We start from the raw sequence: 14,413 nt of genomic DNA on the forward strand, positions 1-14,413 counted from the left end.
GCTCCCTCCCCACGGTCCCCCTGGAGCTCAGTCATGCCCTTTTCCCGCACCAGAGCGGCACTCGTCACGGCCTTGCCGGCCGTGCTGAGCGTCGCCGTCCTCGCCACCACCCCGGCCACGGCCGCCGCGGCCGGGCCCGCCTTCCCGGCCCACTACGCGGCGCCGTACCTGCAGATCAGCGACTCCGACGCCGGCGACATGGCCGCCGACATGAACGCCACCGGCACGAAGTTCTTCACGTTGGCGTTCCTGACCCCGCAGTCCGGCTGCACGCCGGTGTGGGAGGCGAACGGCACCGGCGTCGGCTCGTTCAAGTCGCAGATCAGCGCCCTGCAGGCGGCGGGTGGCAACGTCATCCCGTCGTTCGGCGGCGCGGAGGGCGGCGAGCTGGCCCAGACCTGCACGAACACCGCGAGCCTGACGGCGGCGTACGCCAACGTCGTCAACACCTACGGCACGCCCCGCCTCGACTTCGACATCGAGGGCGGCGTCCTGAACGACACGGGGTCGAACCAGCGCCGCAACGCCGCACTGGCGGCGCTGCAGCAGCAGAACCCGGCGGTCCAGGTCGACTACACGCTGGCCGTCGACCCGTCGGGTATCCCGGGCAACGAGCTCGACCTGCTGCGCGACGCGAAGAACAAGGGTGTGAAGGTCAGCGTCGTCAACCTGATGGTGATGGACTTCTACGACGGCCAGCCGGTCCTGGGCGACGCCCTGTCGGCGGCCCGCGCGTCGGCGTCCCAGCTGGCGAGCCTGTACGGCATTTCGACGTCGGCGGCGTACGCGATGATGGGTCTGACCCCGATCGCCGGCCGCAACGACGACGGCGCGCAGTTCAGCCAGTCCGACGCCCAGCAGCTGGAGACGTTCGCGGCCCAGAACGGCGTCGCGGAGCTGTCGTTCTGGGAGGTCCAGGACTACGACCGCGCGACGGGCTACGCGTATTCGCGCATCTTCAACGCGATCACGGGCGGCACGACCACCCCGCCGCCTTCTTCGGGCGGCACGATCACCGGCTACGGCGGCAAGTGCGTGGACGTGGCGGGCGCATCGCCGGCCAACGGGACGACGGTGGACCTGTACACGTGCAACGGAACGAACGCCCAGCAGTGGACGTCGACGTCAGGCACGCTGCGTGCCCTCGGCAAGTGCCTGGACGTGAATGCGGCGGGCACGGCGAACGGGTCGAAGGTCCAGCTGTACGACTGCAACGGAACGGGCGCCCAGCAGTGGTCGCGATCGGGAAGCCAGCTGGTGAACCCGACGTCGGGCAAGTGCCTGGACGCAACGGGCCCCAGCTCGGCGGACGGCACCCCGCTCCAGATCTGGACCTGCACGGGCGCGGCGAACCAGTCGTGGACGCTGAACTGACGGCCATCACCTAGAGTGTGCGGTGCCCCCGTAGCCCAACCGGCAGAGGCAGTCGACTTAAAATCGATTCAGTGCGGGTTCGAATCCCGTCGGGGGCACCACACACGCTGGTCCGGCGTGCCTGCTCATGCTTCGTCGATGAGTACGTTGTAGACCCGCGGTGCATAGAACCTGCGTGAACCGCTCGAGCGGGTGTGCAATGGGGCAAGTATTTCGAGCTGCACGAGTTGGTTGACGAGACCGTTCGCGCGACCGTAAGATATTTCGAGCTCCTTCTCGACCGCTCTGACGGTGAACGATATGTTCGAGACGGCGAAGTCGACCAGGGTGTGTGCGGTGTCTGCCCGAAGTGCCGACTTGCGAACGATCTCCTTCATCTCCGCCTGTATCCCGACAAGGGTGAGCATGCGCTCGTGCGTTCGTTTCGCCGAAGCCTCGAGGCCTTGTGCAAAAAATTGAACGTACGGATCCCAGGCGCCGTCCGTGCTGACGGCGAAAAGATAGTCGTAGTATTCGCTGCGGCGTGCCTCGAACCACGGTGAAACGGTCAGGGTCGGCTCGAGCAGGACTCCTTGGTCGTAGAGGTTCATCACGATCAGCATTCGACCGATTCTGCCATTTCCGTCGTGAAATGGATGCAGGGCCTCGAACTGGTAGTGGGCGATCGCCGCCGACGCGACGGGGTCGATCTCGCGCCCTGTCTCCTTGTTCGCAGTCCACGCGAGGAGGTCGCGAAGGTTTGCTTCAAGATCCAGGCCGGGCGGTGACGGTACAAAACGTGCAGCTTGTACGGGCAGGTCTCGGGGGTGCGCGCCCTCGCGTTTTCCCACTACGACCTGATGATCTCGAACTTTTCCGGACGACGGTCCTTCGCTTTTTGTTCCGCGAACGAGTATCTCTTGCAGCTCTTCCAGGACACTCACCGTCAAAGCGCGGCCGTTTTCGGTCTCGTTGAACGCGGTCTCGGCCATGGCCACGTAGTTGAGCACCTCGCGCATGTCGGTGCTTTCCGGTTGCTCTTCGTCGGCGGTGAGCACCTCGGCAAGAGGTGCATAGGTGCCCTCCAGTGCTGAAGTGCTTTGCGCTTCTGCCCGAAGTGAAGGCCTGCGGAACAAGCGAGGATTGGGCAGGCGCCGGGCGGTGCTGTCGAGTGCGGCAAGGGCGGCGCGAGCGTCCGCTACGGCGCGGTATGTTGCCCCGCTCAGTGCCGGGGACTCGGTTGGCAGTGGATCCGGCACGAATGCCTTGTGTGACCATTCGCCATGGCGGGGGTCTGTGCCATGGATGGGAACGAGGCTGCCTGGGGCTTGCTCGGAGAAGGCATCAAGGTCCACCATGTCAGTCTAGCGCACAATGTCTGTCATGTCCCGGTTGTGTGTCATCCCTGCTGGGTGAAGTTGAAGTCCAATCGGGGCAAGCGTCCTCTTGCCGGCCGCGTTCAGGTCGGGCGCGGGGATGTGTCAGTCATGTGCAATGGTGGAGCTGTGGATGTCACACAATGACTGGATCACTGACATGGCAGCTCGGCGTCCGAGGCTGAGGGCTGCGCATGTCGGTGGTTGGCTTGTCGGCGGCACGGCTTGGTCATGCGTGTTCTATGCAACGTGGTAGCTCTCGATGTCACACAATGCGATGTTTGCTGACATGGATGGCTTGGTCATGTCAGTCATGTGCAATGGCGGGGCCGTGGATGTCACACAACGGCGCGATCACTGACATCTTGCTTACTTGACACTGGGCCGGCGGCCGTCGACGCAAGGTAGCTGAGGTGGCCATCACCGCTACACGTAAAGCACCACGAACCCGTCCTCGGCGTCCACCTCATACGTAGCCGCGCGGGAACGGCGGCCCAGTTTCACCACCGGCCGGCCCGTTCGGACGTCTATCTCGTAGTTGTGGAACGGGCACACCACCACCCAGCGGTCCTCGTCCGGCACGTGCCTGCCGCACGCGTCCGCCTGCCACATTCGCTCCAGGGAACCCGCTGACAGCGACCCGCCGTGGTGGGGGCAGTGGTCCGACAACGCCCGGTACTCGCCTCCCGGCAGGGCCGCTATCACTATTCGGCGGTTCTCGTGCGTAAACAGCCTCGTGCGGCCTGGGGGGAGCTCGGCTGTCGGGCACACCACGTGGCGGGTCACTTCGCGTACTCCCCGAGCCGGTAGAACTTGGCCGCGTTGTCGTACAAGACCTTTCGCTTCAGCTCCGGTGAGAAGCTCGTCGGGAGTGAACGCTCCGGGGTGTCGGAGTCCCAGTGCGGGTAGTCCGACGAGAACATCAGGAACTCGTCGTTGCCGACCATCTCGAACATCTCCAGCATGTGCCTCGGGTTCTCGACGTACTCCATCGGCTGCGTCGTGAACTTCACCTGCTCGCGGATGTACTCGCTCGGCAGGCGCTTGACCCACGGCACCTCGCGGCGCAGGGCACGGTAGTTCTGGTCGAACCGCCACATCAGGTGCGGCAGCCACGTCCAGCTGGACTCGACCATCACCACCCGCAACGTCGGGAACTTCTCGAACACCCCGCCGGCCACCAGGCTGATCAGCTGGGACTGCCACGCCTGGGTGACCGCCGTGTGCCACTCGAGGAAGTATGGAGGTAGGCCGACCGCCGTCTCCGAGGTTGTTCCGTGGTGGAAGCCGACGGCCAGGTCGTGGCGGACCGCTGCTTCGTACACCGGGTGGTAGAACTCGCGGCCCAGGGTGTCGTGGGAAATCGCCGGCAGCATGATCTGGACGATGCGGGGGTGCGGGCCGACCCGGTCGATCTCCGCCACCGCCGAGGCCGGGTCCTGGGCCGCGATGTGCATCGACCCCAGGAACCGCTCGTCCTTGCGCAGCCACTCGCGCATCAGCCAGTTGTTGTACCCGCGGGCGATCGCCGTCGCGAAGTCGGGCTGGGTCTTGAACTCGGTCGGGTACACCAGCCCCGTCAGGACGGCGTGCTGGACGTTGTAGCGGTCGAGGTGCTGCTCGCGCATCAGCTGGTAGTCCGAGCCGGCGCGGGTGCCGGGGCTGCTGATCGCGTCCGGGCGGGCGATGCCGCCCGTCGTCGGCCACGTGTAGGGCAGGTGGACGCCGGTCCAGTTGTTGATGTTGATGCGGCTGCGGTACGGCTCGTCGATGTAGAACGCGAACCGCGGGCCCGAAATCATTTCGTGCACGTCGGTGTCGATGACCGGGGCCGGCGGCGGCAGCGTCTCCTCCTCGGAGACCTGTTCGGAAACGATCGTCGTCATGAAGTCCCCTTATCCCGCCAGAATCGCCGAACCGGTGCCGCCCGAGCGTAGCTCCCGGTCCGGCCCGGGAAAGCGGGCTTGCCTGTCTTTCCGGCACTTGCCCCTCCAGTTGCCGCTTTTGCCGTTCCGGCGGCATCAATGATCGGTCAACGAGCCGTCAGCGCCCGTTGCTACGTTGGCCTCTGCGGAAAAAATCACCGGGAAAGCACGTCATGCCCGAGAGATGTGCTCGAAAACAAATGGGGACCGATGACGACGGTTGATATTTCCACTCACCACGGGAAAAGCGCCGGAAACCCGGCGGCCGGCACGGCGCCCGCCGCGGGCTTGGCCCCTCTGGTGGACAACGCGAAGCTGGTCAGCGATCCGCGGGACACCGCGGTCGTGCGGGCTTCCCACCGGATCTACGAGCACCTGATCGCGATGTTCGCCCCCGGGATGATCGAGGCCGCGTTCGACCTCGGGGTGTTCACCGCGCTGGCCGACGGCCCGGCGACGGCCACGGACCTGGCCGGCCGGCTGGACGCCGACCCCCAGGGCCTGCGGATGCTGCTCGACGGCCTGTACTGCTACGAAATCGTGCACCGCACCGACGGCGGCCGGTACTGGCTGGTCGAGGGCATGGCCGAATGCCTGCTGCCCGACGGCCTCTACAGCCTCGCCGGGCGGATCGGCTACGACCGCACGATCGGCTGGGACGCGTGGCGGGACTTCGCCCGGCACGTCCGGCGGCCGGCCGTCGACGACGGCGGTGAGTACCAGACCCAGGCCAACCAGCTGTCCACCGAAGACTACGAATCCGTCGCCAAGGGCATCAACTTCTGGGCCCCGCCGATCGTCGAAGCGCTCACCGCGGAGCTGACCGAACGCGGCTGGACGGCGGACGGGCCGCGGTCGATGGTCGACGTCGGCTGCGGCACCGGGATCTACAGCCAGCTGCTGTTGCAACGGTTCGACGGGCTGGACGCGGTCGGCCTCGACGCCGAACGCATGGTGCTGATCGCCATGGACCAGGCCGCCCAGCTCGACGTCGGCGACCGCTTCATGACCCGGGTCCAGGACTTCTTCGTCGGGGACTGGGAAACCGGGCACGACCTCGTGCTGCTGGTGAACATCATCCACCTGCAGACCCCCGCCGGCGCGCAGGACCTGCTCCGCAAGGCGGCCGACGCGGTGGGCGAGGGCGGCGTCGTCGCCATCGTCGACCAGATCGTGGACGACCGCCGCGAGCCGCAGTCGGTGCAGAACCGGTTCTTCCGGCTGTTCGCCGCGTCGATGCTCGTCACCGGCGGCGGCGACTCGTACTCCCTCGCCGAGTACGACGGCTGGCTCGCCCGGGCCGGCCTGCGGCGGACCGCGCTGGTCGACACCCCGATGCACCGGATTCTCCTCGCGCAGCGCGCGTGATCTCACCGGCGGCCCGGCCGGGCCCGCTGTCAGTGCACCAAGCCTTGGGAGGCACCGAAGTGACCGAACAACTATTGCTGGCCCCGGCCAGGATGACCGCTGCCGACATCTACAACGCCGCCGTGGCCTCGTCCGCGATCAGCGCGGCGTGGGAGCTCGGCGCGCTCGACGAGCTGGCCGCCGACGACAAGCTCGAGGTGGCCGACTTCGCCGCCCGGCACGACCTCGACGTGGCGTCGACCGAAGCCCTCTTCCACGCGCTCGCCAGCGTGCGGGTCGTGGAACGGCGGGACGGCGCGGTGTTCTGCGACGTGAACTTCGCCGAAGTGGTGCGGACGCGCGCGTTCCACCACTGGCTCTCGCGCGGGTGCGCCGAGCTGTTCGCGGACATGACCGCCGTGCTGCGCAACGAGAACCGGGTCGGCGAGTACTTCCACCGCGACTCGGCGGCCATCGCCATCGCCTGCCGGGAGATCAACACCAACTTCTTCGACCCGATCTTCAACGAGATCGTGAAGACGCTGGAGTTCACGAAGGTCGCCGACCTCGGCTGCGGCAGCGCCGAGCGGGTCATCAAGGTCCTGAAGCAGCGCCCGGGCTCGACCGGGCTCGGCATCGACATCGCCGACGGCGCCCTGCGCGTCGCCCAGGAGTCGGTGGCCGCGGCCGGGCTCGCGGACCGGGTGTCGTTCGTGAAGGACGACGCGACCGCCCCGCGGCCGCGCCCGGAGTTCGCCGACGTCGACCTGCTGACCTGCTTCCTGATGGGGCACGACCTGTGGCCGCGCGAGGACTGCGTCGTGTCCCTGCGACGGCTGCGCGAGGCGTTCCCGAACGTCCGGCGGCTGCTGCTCGGCGACACCGCCCGCACGACCACGATTCCCGACACCGACATCCCCGTCTTCACCCTGGGGTTCGAGGTGGCGCACCGGATGATGGGCGTCTACCTGCCGACGCTGGAGGAGTGGAACGGCGTGTTCGCCGACGGCGGGTGGCGGCTGATCGCCCAGCACCGCGTCGAGACGCCGGCCGACAGCGTGATCTTCGAGCTGGAGCCGGCCGACTAGGACCCGGGACCCGGCCGCACGGCGCCCGAGCGCGGACGTGCGCCCGGACCGGCGGGGAAGGGCTCGGCCAGGGTGGGCGCCTGCACCAGGATCTCCTGGTACCGCTGCTGCAGCGTCGGGTTCGGGGTGAGCCCGAACTCGTCGGCGAGGTGCCGGCGCGCCTGGTGGAAGACGGTGATCGCCTCGGTCTGCCGGCCGCACCGGTACAACGCCAGCATCAGGTGCTCGGTGAGCCGTTCGCGGCCGGGGTACTGGCTGAGCAGGCGCCGCAGCTCCGGCACCACCTGGTGGCCGTGGCCGAGGGCGAGCCGGGCTTCGAGCAGGTCCTCGGTCGCGGTCAGCCGGCGTTCTTCGAGCAGTGCGGCGGCCACCTTGGCGCGCTGGCCTTCGTCCGCGTCGGCCAGTGCGGGGCCGCGCCACAGGCGCAGGGCCGATTCGAGGGTTTCGATCGCTTTCATCGGATCGCCACGGACCTGCGTGCCGCCCTGGTCGGTCAGCTCCAGGAACAGGTTCGCGTCGACGTCGGTCCGCGGGACGTCCAGCAGGTAACCCGCGCCCGCGGTCACGAGCAGCTCTCCGTTGCCGGATAAGGGTTCCAGCAGCCTGCGCAGCCTCGTCGCGTTGGCCTGCAACGCGTTGCGGGCGTTGTTCAGGTGGCTGGCGCCCCACAGCTCGTCGATCATGTCCTGATAGGACACGGCGAGCCCGGCGTTCAACGCGAGCAGCACCAGCATGGCGCGCACCTTGCGGGCCCGGATCGGGCTCCGGCCGGCCGCGGTCGCGATGGCCGTCGCGCCGAGCAGCTCGATTCTCACAACCACCCCCAACGCGGTGCCGTGCGGTGTGAGGCCGATCGTAGGGAGCGCCTTCACGGGTGGCGTCCCCCTTGCCGGTCACTTGCCGATCGATTGCCGAGCAGGGGAGTTCTCCTCCCACGGGTGGAGAACGTCCCTGTCCCGAGGTGGAAGCCGGGCGCCCGGCGCCCGCTTACGATCGGGGCGTGGCTAGGAACCGGGCACGAAGAGCGCGGCTCGCGGCGATCCGGTGGGGTTCGAGGGCGCTCGGCGTCCTGCGGCCCCGCCCTCGGGCCGACGACGCCGGGAACTGGCGTCCACGGCTGATCGCCGAGAGCTACGACGCGCTGGCGCACGCCTTTTCGGCTCAGGTCGTGAGCCTGGAGGGCGTTCGCCTGCTGCTGCTCGACGGAGGCGCGGGTGAGGAGGTGCTGAGGCAGGTGACGCAGGTGGGTGAGCTCGCCCGGTCGGGCCTCGCCGAGGCCACCTACGTGCTGGGCTCGACCGCCGCGCCGCGCGCGTCGGTCGGGGAGCTGCTGCGGTGGCTGGCCGGGGAATTCGCGCGGAACACCGGCCGGGAATGTCCGGTGCTGATCAGCGGCGACCCGGAACAACTGCCGGCGCAATACCGCCTGATGGTGTTGCGCGGCGCCGAAGAAGTGCTGGACGACATCCGCAGGCACGTTCCGGGGGCGTCGGCGAGAGTCACTCTCCACCGGAACCCGGTGTATTGTGAGCTCGTCGTTTACGGCGGATCCGGTGATCCGGCGGGAAATGACACGGAGGTCGCACTGGTGTCGAGAGTGGCGCTGGGACTCATGGGGATTCGGGAACGGGTGGGAACTGTGGGCGGCACAGTGCGGGTCGCGCCGGCCGGGCCGGGGTTCGCCGTGCGGATCCGGTTGCCGGCATGAGCGGGGAGCCGATCAGGGTCGTCGTGGTCGACGACCAGGAGGTCGTCCGCCACGGGCTGGTCCTGGTGGTCGGGCTGCTGCCCGGCCTGGTGGTCGCCGGCGACGCGGGCAACGGCGCGGAAGCGCTGCGGCTGGTGGAAGAACAGCGCCCGGACGTCGTGCTGATGGACCTGCGGATGCCGGACATGGACGGCATCGAGGTCACGCGGCGGATCCGGGCCGGGTTTCCCGGCGTCGAGGTGCTGGTGCTGACCACCTACGCCGACGACCAGTCGATCCTGGCGGCGTTGCGCGCGGGCGCGCGGGGCTACCTCACCAAGAATTCGCGCGGCGAAGAGATTTCCGCGGCGATCCACGCGGTGATGCGCGGCGAGGCGCCCCTCGACCCCGCCGTGCAGCGCCGGCTCACCGAGCTGGCGACGGCCGAGCGCAAGCCGGCCGCGGCGGTCGACGCGCTGACCCCGCGTGAGGCCGAGGTGCTGGGCCTGATCGCCGAAGGCCTGTCCAACAGCGAGATCGCGCAGCGGTTGTACGTCACCGAGGGCACGGTGAAGACCCACATCAACAACCTGTTCGCCAAGGCGGGCCTGCGCGACCGCGCCCAGGCCGTGAGCTTCGCGTTCCGGCACGGGCTGGCCCAGGTGCCGGTCGACGAGGAGCCGGGCCGGCCGGGCTAGCCGGGACGCGGCAAGGCGGCCCGGCGCCCGGTCAGGCCACGGCGGGCCATTCGCCGCCGAAGCGGCTGAAGATCGACTGCAGGTGCGCGACGCTGGGCAGGGTGGCCCCGCCGTCGGCGAGTTCTTCGTTCGTCAGGGTGATGATGTCCTGGATGGTCTCCAGCGACATCGTCCGTTCGGGAGGCAGGGTGTCGATCGTGAAGAGGTCTTCCACCGTGAAGCCCAGCTCGGCGAGGGCCAGCGAGTGGAAACCGAGGTCGTTGATCAGCCGGGACTTCGGGCCGACGTCGTCGGCCTTGATCGGGGCGACGAGGTACACCAGCCGGCTGATCACGTCCGGGACCAGTTCGGCGTCGAGCACGGGAGCGAAATCGGTCATGCCCCGATCCTGGCCGCCGCGGCGCCCGCATCCCAGGCAATCGCGCGGCAACACCGCCCGGCCGCCGGCCCGGCGCGCACTTGCCCCCGGATTGCCGCGGATTTGCCTGGAGGGTTCCCGGCGGGCGGGTCACCCTCGAACCATGAACGGTGACACGGCGACGCAGCTGTCGGACGCTTGGGTCGTGGGCCGCGTCGCGACCGCGCGGCCGTCGTTGCGGCTGGTCTGCTTACCGCAGGCCGGGGCCGGGAGCGGGTCGTTCACTGGCTGGCGGGCGCACCTGCCGGTCGGGGTCGAGCTGGCGCCCGTCGAGCTGCCCGGCCGCGGCACCCGAGTTGCCGATGTTTTGCCGGGTACCGTCGACGAGCTCGCCGACCAGCTGCACGCCGGCCTGGCCGGTGAGTTCCGGCTGCCGTACGTGCTGTTCGGGCACAGCTTCGGCGGGATGCTCGCCTACGAGCTCGCCCGGCGGATCGAGCGGGACGGCGACCGGCCGCCGCTGGCTGTCGTGGTGGCGGCGTCGCGCGCTCCCCAGGTCGAGCCGACCGAACGGCTGGGGAACGCGAGCGGCGAGCAGCTGGTCCGCTGGCTGGTCGCCCACGACGGGATCCCCCGCGAGCTGTTCCGGTTCCCGGACTACCTGCGTTCGGCGCTGTCGGCGATCCGGGCCGACCTGGCGCTCGCCGAGTCCCACTTCACGGCGGACCCGGTCCCGCTGCGCAGCGCGTTGCACGTCCTGGGCGGCACGGAGGACCGCGTGGTCCCCGCCGCCGGGCTGGGCGCGTGGTCGGCCTGCGCGGCCGGCGAGTTCTCCCTGACGGTCCTGGCGGGCGGGCACGACTTCCCGCGCACCGGACCGGCCGCCGTCATCACGGCGCTGAAGACCGTACTGCCGCCGGGAGTGTGGCCGGACGAACCGCGAAAGGTGCACGCATGACCTCGATCGCCGCCGCGCCCCTGGCGCCGGACGACCCGATCTTCCTCCTGATCAACACGGCCGTCATCGTGGTCGTCGCGGCGATAGTCATCGTGAGCCAGTTCAGCGCGCGCGAGGTCCGCAACCAGACCTTCCTGTGGGTCGCGTTGCTCATCCTGCGCGGGCTCCTGCCGCCGGGACCGGCCAGCCTCACCACCGTCGGCATCGTCTTCCTGGTCGTCGGCCTGCTGGTCTCGGCGCTCTTCGGCGTGCTGCGCGGGCGGACGATGCCGATGTGGCGGGACGACACCGGGAAGCTGATGCGCAAGGGCGGCCGCACGACGCTCGTCCTGTGGATCCTCACCGTCGTCGCGCGGCTGGGCCTCGGCGCCGTGGAGTCCCTCGGCTTCGGCGAGGCGTTCAACAGCAACGCGCTCTGGCTCGGCGTCGGCGTCACCCTGGGCGTCCAGCAGTGGATCATGCTCCGCCGCGCGCCCGGCGTCACCGCGGCACGAGCTCGACCGGCATCGTCGAGTACCCGCTGAGGAAGTTCGAGAACACCCGCCGGGCCGGTCCGGTCACCCGGATCTCGGACACCAGCTCCCGCAACGCCTCCAGCAGCGCGTGGAGCTCGGCCTTCGCGAGGTAGGCGCCCATGCAGTAGTGCGGCCCGTGCGCGAAGGTCAGGTGCTTGTTGGGCTCCCGGCCGAGGAGGAAGCGGTCCGGCTCGGCGAAGGCCCGCTCGTCGCGGTTCGCCGAGGCGTTCCAGAGGGTCACGATGTCGCCCTCTTCGATGAGCTCGCCGTGCAGCAGCAGGTCCGTCGCGGCCCGGCGCCCGCTGTGCAGCGTCGGGGTCGTCCAGCGCAGCACCTCCTCGACCGCGGCCGCCGTGCCGACGTCCCCGGCGCGCAGGGCTCGCCACTGGTCCGGGTGGCCGGCGAGCGCGTGCACCCCGCCGACCATCGCGAACCTCGTCGTCTCCAGGCCGCCGATGATGATGCTGTAGCAGTTGAAGATGATCTCCTCGTGCGACAGCTTCCGGCCGGCCACCTCCTGGTCGACTAGGACGCTCAGCACGTCCTCGAGCGGCTCGGCGCGGCGGGCTTCGGCCAGTTCGGAGATGTAAAGCAGGAGCTCGTTCCGGGCGGTCCACGTGCTTTCCGGGGTGGGCGGGCCGTCGGCGGAGGCGAGCGTCGACGACGTCAGCTCGACCAGGTGCCGCTGGTCCGCGTCCGGCACCCCCAGCAGGTCGCAGATCGCCGCCAGCGGGATGTGCGCGGCGACGTCGGAGACGAAGTCGCATTCCCCGCGCCGGACGGCGTTCTCGATCAGCCAGCGGGTGCCGCCCTTCACGCTGTCCACGATCGCCGTCAACGCGCGGGGCGTGAACGGCTTCGTGAGGACAGCGCGCAGGGCGGTGTGGTCGGGCCCGTCGGTGACGGTGAGCATGCGGCCCACCGCCGAGTCGTTCGCCCGCAGCAACGTGTCGAGCATGTTGCCGCGGGCGGAGGTGAACGACGTGTTGTCCTGGTAGATGTTCGCGATGTCGTCCCGGCGCGTGACCACCCAGAACGCTTCGCCCCGCTCCGTGGCGCGATGCCGGTAGACCGGCGCCTCGGCGCGCAGCCGGCGCCAGACCTCGGTGAGGTCGCGGGTGGCGTGGAGGACGGGGTCGGCCAGGTCGATCGTGTCGAGCTCGGCCGGGTCGAAAACGGTGCGGGTGTCCATGACCGGTGGGCTTCCTTCCTTGCTCAGCCGCGCCGCGGCGACGGGGTGGTCGGCCCGGGGAAGAACGCGGTGGTGGCGCCGGCCGTCTCGCCGCCGTCCACCACCAGCTCCTGCCCGGTGAAGAACGACGCCTCGGCGGAGGCGAGGAAGTGGAACGCCGCGGCGATCTCCGCGGGGTCGGCGTGCCGGCGGGCCGGGATCCGGTCGTTCACCTCCGCCAGCATCTCGTCGGTGTACTCCGCGCGCTGCATCGGCGTGAGCACCGCGCCGGGGGTGACGCACCCCGTCCGCACGAGCGGGCTCAGCTCCATCGCGAAGGTCTGGCACAGCGACGCGACGCCGGCCTTGGTGGCGTTGTACCCGGCGTAGAGCGGGTAGCCGCGCGAGCCGTTGACCGACGCGGTGGCCAGGAGCACCCCGTGCCCCTGTTCGAGCATGAGGGGCGCCGCGTGCCGCCACAGCGCCAGCACGCCCATCAGGTTGACGTCGATCGTGCGCCGGACGTCCGCCTCGGTCATCTCCAGCACCCCGCCGCGGATGCTGATCCCGGCGTTGGCGATGACGACGTCCAGCCGGTTTTCCTCCGCGTGCACGGATTCGACGGCTTCCCCGACGGCCGGCCAGTCGGCGACGTCCACCTCGAGCCAGCTGATCGAACCGGGCCCGTCGCCGAGCCGGCCGGTGTCCTCCGGCTTGGCGACGTCGAAGTTCACGACGCGGTCGCCGCCGTCGGCGAACCGCTCGGCGGTCGCCTTCCCGATGCCGCTGGACGCTCCCGTGACGATGATCGTGCGCATGGTCGTCCCCTTCAGATGATGACGCGGTGGCGGCCGGCGCTGACACCCGCGAGGTTGCGGCGCAGGTTGCGGCTGATGGTCAGCTTCTTGAGCCAGCGGTCCGTGCCGTCGTAGCGCGCCTGGAACGACCGCCTGCCGTGCGCGGCGAGGTAGTTGTCCACGATGAGCAGCGTGCCGGGGCCGACCACGACCTCCTGCTGTGCCCGCGTCAGCTCGGCCATGAAGCGGTCGAGCGCCTCGGCCGCCTCCCAGTCGTCGTCGGCGCAGCGCATGAACGGGCGGTCGATGCGCATGTACGGGAACTGCCGGTCGCCGAAGAGCACGCTGGTCGGCTTCGGCGAAGCCACCATGCGGCGCAGCTTCTCCAGCGCGGGGTGGGCCGGGTCGCTGGTCGCCAGCTGCCGGATGTGCTCGGCGTCCGGGAAGATGTAGTACCGGTCCTCGGACAGGACTTCGAAGTCGCGGTCGTCGAGGCGGACGTCGCGGACCGAGGAGACGATCGTGGGCACCCGGTCGGCGTTGCGCAGGCCCAGCAGCATCAGGTAGTCGCACCGGTTCGGGTGGAAACCGTCCTCGGTGTGGAACTCCAGCAGGCTTTCGCTGCCGTACCCGCTTTGCTTCTTCTCGTCGCCGCGGATGGGCAGCACGTTCTGCACGATGCTGCCCTCCTGCAGCGTCGCCCAGCCGAACGGCTCGCCGAGCACCGTGCCGCACAGCGCCAGGATGATCTCCTGCGTGCGCGCGGACGTCGTGGTGATCGCGTCACGCCAGTGCGGCGGGGTGGCCCCGATCCGAGTGTCGTCGACCGGGATGCCGTGGATGAGGCAGGCGGCGGCCGGCTCGGTCCGCCGGAAGTCCTCCAGGAACCCGCGGAGGCCGGCCGGCAGCTGCGAAGCCAGCTGCCACACGCGGTCGTAGAACGACTCGGCGAGCGGGTCGCCGCAGATCTCCTCGACCCGCGGGACGAGCGCGAGCAGCTCGGCGGCTTCCGCGGGCGGCAGCACGTACTCCCGCGGCTCTACGCCGGCCGGATCCTGGACAGGGGTGGGTGCGGACAACGGCTGAGTTGTCATCTTCGGTCCTTTCGCGAAACTCTGCCCGGATCGGCCGGGGTGGTGA

The 14,413-nt window shown here is 69.5% G+C and carries 15 protein-coding genes and 1 tRNA gene; 8 read left to right on the top strand and 8 right to left on the bottom strand.

The window, feature by feature from the left end; all coding sequences use genetic code 11:
- Window positions 1-33 precede the first annotated feature (33 nt).
- On the top strand, window positions 34-1,374 hold the full coding sequence (locus tag ACZ61C_RS03915) for a ricin-type beta-trefoil lectin domain protein (protein WP_465302513.1): 1,341 nt from the start codon (window positions 34-36) through the stop codon (window positions 1,372-1,374).
- A 24-nt stretch (window positions 1,375-1,398) separates the two neighbouring features.
- Window positions 1,399-1,475: transfer RNA gene (locus tag ACZ61C_RS03920), tRNA-Leu, on the top strand.
- A 24-nt stretch (window positions 1,476-1,499) separates the two neighbouring features.
- Here the strand turns inward: ACZ61C_RS03920 and ACZ61C_RS03925 are convergent.
- The 3 genes from ACZ61C_RS03925 to ACZ61C_RS03935 all read right to left on the bottom strand — a co-directional run bounded on the left by ACZ61C_RS03925 (window position 1,500) and on the right by ACZ61C_RS03935 (window position 4,615).
- The gene (locus ACZ61C_RS03925; protein ID WP_465302515.1) at window positions 1,500-2,708 is read right to left on the bottom strand and encodes a Fic family protein; all 1,209 of its coding nucleotides are present in this window, start codon (window positions 2,706-2,708) and stop codon (window positions 1,500-1,502) included.
- A gap of 447 nt (window positions 2,709-3,155) precedes the next feature.
- Window positions 3,156-3,515 (bottom strand): Rieske (2Fe-2S) protein, encoded by a 360-nt coding sequence (locus ACZ61C_RS03930; protein WP_465302517.1) that lies wholly within the window; start codon window positions 3,513-3,515, stop codon window positions 3,156-3,158.
- Window positions 3,512-4,615 (bottom strand): amidohydrolase family protein, encoded by a 1,104-nt coding sequence (locus ACZ61C_RS03935; RefSeq protein WP_465302519.1) that lies wholly within the window; start codon window positions 4,613-4,615, stop codon window positions 3,512-3,514. The genes ACZ61C_RS03930 and ACZ61C_RS03935 overlap by 4 nt, the downstream gene beginning before the upstream one ends.
- A 249-nt stretch (window positions 4,616-4,864) precedes the next feature.
- Between ACZ61C_RS03935 and ACZ61C_RS03940 the strand changes: the two genes are divergently transcribed.
- Window positions 4,865-6,022 (top strand): methyltransferase family protein, encoded by a 1,158-nt coding sequence (locus ACZ61C_RS03940; RefSeq protein WP_465302521.1) that lies wholly within the window; start codon window positions 4,865-4,867, stop codon window positions 6,020-6,022.
- A 59-nt stretch (window positions 6,023-6,081) separates the two neighbouring features.
- On the top strand, window positions 6,082-7,089 hold the full coding sequence (locus ACZ61C_RS03945; protein WP_465302523.1) for a class I SAM-dependent methyltransferase: 1,008 nt from the start codon (window positions 6,082-6,084) through the stop codon (window positions 7,087-7,089).
- On the opposite strand, the gene ACZ61C_RS03950 is transcribed toward ACZ61C_RS03945, so the two are convergent.
- A complete protein-coding gene (locus tag ACZ61C_RS03950; protein WP_465302525.1) occupies window positions 7,086-7,910 on the bottom strand; it encodes an AfsR/SARP family transcriptional regulator in 825 nt (274 codons plus the stop codon). The genes ACZ61C_RS03945 and ACZ61C_RS03950 overlap by 4 nt on opposite strands.
- Before the next feature lie 179 nt (window positions 7,911-8,089).
- On the opposite strand from ACZ61C_RS03950, the gene ACZ61C_RS03955 reads away from it, so the two are divergent.
- Entirely contained in the window at window positions 8,090-8,797 is a 708-nt protein-coding gene (locus ACZ61C_RS03955; RefSeq protein ID WP_465302527.1) for a sensor histidine kinase, read from the top strand.
- Window positions 8,794-9,474: a response regulator gene (locus ACZ61C_RS03960; RefSeq protein ID WP_465302529.1), complete on the top strand. Its 681-nt coding sequence runs from the start codon at window positions 8,794-8,796 to the stop codon at window positions 9,472-9,474. Before ACZ61C_RS03955 ends, ACZ61C_RS03960 begins: the two co-directional genes overlap by 4 nt.
- A gap of 31 nt (window positions 9,475-9,505) precedes the next feature.
- Here the strand turns inward: ACZ61C_RS03960 and ACZ61C_RS03965 are convergent, their stop codons facing one another.
- Window positions 9,506-9,853 (bottom strand): phosphopantetheine-binding protein, encoded by a 348-nt coding sequence (locus ACZ61C_RS03965; protein ID WP_465302531.1) that lies wholly within the window; start codon window positions 9,851-9,853, stop codon window positions 9,506-9,508.
- A gap of 142 nt (window positions 9,854-9,995) precedes the next feature.
- Between ACZ61C_RS03965 and ACZ61C_RS03970 the strand changes: the two genes are divergently transcribed.
- Both ACZ61C_RS03970 and ACZ61C_RS03975 read left to right on the top strand, forming a co-directional pair.
- On the top strand, window positions 9,996-10,790 hold the full coding sequence (locus ACZ61C_RS03970) for a thioesterase II family protein (protein ID WP_465302533.1): 795 nt from the start codon (window positions 9,996-9,998) through the stop codon (window positions 10,788-10,790).
- Window positions 10,787-11,314 carry a hypothetical protein gene (locus tag ACZ61C_RS03975; protein WP_465302535.1) on the top strand — a complete coding sequence of 176 codons (528 nt, stop codon included), beginning with the start codon at window positions 10,787-10,789 and terminating at the stop codon, window positions 11,312-11,314. Before ACZ61C_RS03970 ends, ACZ61C_RS03975 begins: the two co-directional genes overlap by 4 nt.
- Here the strand turns inward: ACZ61C_RS03975 and ACZ61C_RS03980 are convergent.
- The 3 genes from ACZ61C_RS03980 to gntD are packed head-to-tail and all read right to left on the bottom strand — an operon-like array spanning window position 11,271 to window position 14,367.
- Window positions 11,271-12,497 carry a cytochrome P450 gene (locus tag ACZ61C_RS03980; protein WP_465302537.1) on the bottom strand — a complete coding sequence of 409 codons (1,227 nt, stop codon included), beginning with the start codon at window positions 12,495-12,497 and terminating at the stop codon, window positions 11,271-11,273. The genes ACZ61C_RS03975 and ACZ61C_RS03980 overlap by 44 nt on opposite strands.
- Before the next feature lie 23 nt (window positions 12,498-12,520).
- Window positions 12,521-13,294, bottom strand: coding sequence for an SDR family NAD(P)-dependent oxidoreductase (locus tag ACZ61C_RS03985; RefSeq protein WP_465302539.1), 774 nt, complete (start codon window positions 13,292-13,294; stop codon window positions 12,521-12,523).
- A gap of 11 nt (window positions 13,295-13,305) precedes the next feature.
- On the bottom strand, window positions 13,306-14,367 hold the full coding sequence (gene gntD, locus ACZ61C_RS03990) for a guanitoxin biosynthesis L-enduracididine beta-hydroxylase GntD (protein ID WP_465302541.1): 1,062 nt from the start codon (window positions 14,365-14,367) through the stop codon (window positions 13,306-13,308).
- Window positions 14,368-14,413: the final 46 nt, after the last annotated feature.

It is taken from the genome of Amycolatopsis sp. NPDC104587 (genome assembly GCF_055583645.1).

Excerpts from the sequence above, each read along its gene's own strand:
- ACZ61C_RS03965 (WP_465302531.1), bottom strand. The coding sequence starts at position 9,853 with ATGACCGATTTCGCTCCCGTGCTCGACGCCGAACTGGTCCCGGACGTG.
- ACZ61C_RS03975 (WP_465302535.1), top strand. The coding sequence starts at position 10,787 with ATGACCTCGATCGCCGCCGCGCCCCTGGCGCCGGACGACCCGATCTTC.
- ACZ61C_RS03970 (WP_465302533.1), top strand. The coding sequence starts at position 9,996 with ATGAACGGTGACACGGCGACGCAGCTGTCGGACGCTTGGGTCGTGGGC.
- ACZ61C_RS03985 (WP_465302539.1), bottom strand. The coding sequence starts at position 13,294 with ATGCGCACGATCATCGTCACGGGAGCGTCCAGCGGCATCGGGAAGGCG.
- ACZ61C_RS03980 (WP_465302537.1), bottom strand. The coding sequence starts at position 12,497 with ATGGACACCCGCACCGTTTTCGACCCGGCCGAGCTCGACACGATCGAC.
- ACZ61C_RS03960 (WP_465302529.1), top strand. The coding sequence starts at position 8,794 with ATGAGCGGGGAGCCGATCAGGGTCGTCGTGGTCGACGACCAGGAGGTC.
- ACZ61C_RS03935 (WP_465302519.1), bottom strand. The coding sequence starts at position 4,615 with ATGACGACGATCGTTTCCGAACAGGTCTCCGAGGAGGAGACGCTGCCG.
- ACZ61C_RS03915 (WP_465302513.1), top strand. The coding sequence starts at position 34 with ATGCCCTTTTCCCGCACCAGAGCGGCACTCGTCACGGCCTTGCCGGCC.
- ACZ61C_RS03940 (WP_465302521.1), top strand. The coding sequence starts at position 4,865 with ATGACGACGGTTGATATTTCCACTCACCACGGGAAAAGCGCCGGAAAC.
- gntD (WP_465302541.1), bottom strand. The coding sequence starts at position 14,367 with ATGACAACTCAGCCGTTGTCCGCACCCACCCCTGTCCAGGATCCGGCC.